Here is a 710-nt window from a genome sequence, read left to right on the forward strand (position 1 = left end):
CCCGGTCAAGGCGATGGTGCTGGGGATCGATGCCGGCGCGGTGGCGGCGTTCCTGGAGCAGGAACTGGCACGGACCAAGGACGGGGCGTCGCTGCGCCCGGCGCTGGCGGCTTTTGCCGAGAAGCACGGCGTCCCGGTCTGACGGGCACGGGCGGAGCTCCGCCGGCTAGGCGAATCGGTAACCTCGCCGCGCGATCACTCTGAACGTTGGGGAAGATCCTCTCCGGCCGCGAGGGCCCCGTGGCATGCGGGGCTTGCGGCGGGATCGCCGGCCGCCGCCTTTCTAGCTGGCGCTGACCGGAGAGGGGGGCGAGACATGTGAACGGCTGGCCGTTCGTGACGATCACCGTCAGGAAGGACCCGGCCGGATGTAACGCGGAGCGACGCATGTCTCGACGAGGTCGAAGGCGCCCTCGTGCCAGACGCGTTCCCAGCGGTCGAACAGATCTTTCAGTGCGTTCGCGTCCATCATGGCCAGATCCCCTGACAGGCCTGCTCGGCAAGCAAGCGTTCTGCCAAGTCGGCCGCCTTGGATGGAGAGGGCGTGCCGAGCGGCCGGACTACGGCGATGGTGCAAGTGGTGCGTCAGGTCGCGGCGACTCCCCAACCCCCGCAGACCTGCTATACGCGGCACCACCTCCGGCACCGGGCGCGGGCCGCCCCGGATGAACCGGCCGTCGCCAATGGCCATATCTTCTTCATGATCGCGA

At 68.9% G+C, this 710-nt stretch carries 1 protein-coding gene; it reads right to left on the minus strand.

Going from position 1 to position 710, the window contains the following annotated elements:
• Nucleotides 1-349: 349 nt before the first annotated feature.
• Nucleotides 350-472, minus strand: a complete 123-nt coding sequence (locus VQ03_RS35095) for a hypothetical protein (protein WP_280948507.1) — start codon at nt 470-472, stop codon at nt 350-352.
• Nucleotides 473-710: the final 238 nt, after the last annotated feature.

The organism is Methylobacterium tarhaniae (assembly GCF_001043955.1).
GTDB lineage: Bacteria > Pseudomonadota > Alphaproteobacteria > Rhizobiales > Beijerinckiaceae > Methylobacterium > Methylobacterium tarhaniae.

Bases quoted from the DNA above. Each gene is read 5' to 3' on its own strand.
- VQ03_RS35095 (WP_280948507.1), bottom strand. From the start codon at position 472: ATGATGGACGCGAACGCACTGAAAGATCTGTTCGACCGCTGGGAACGC.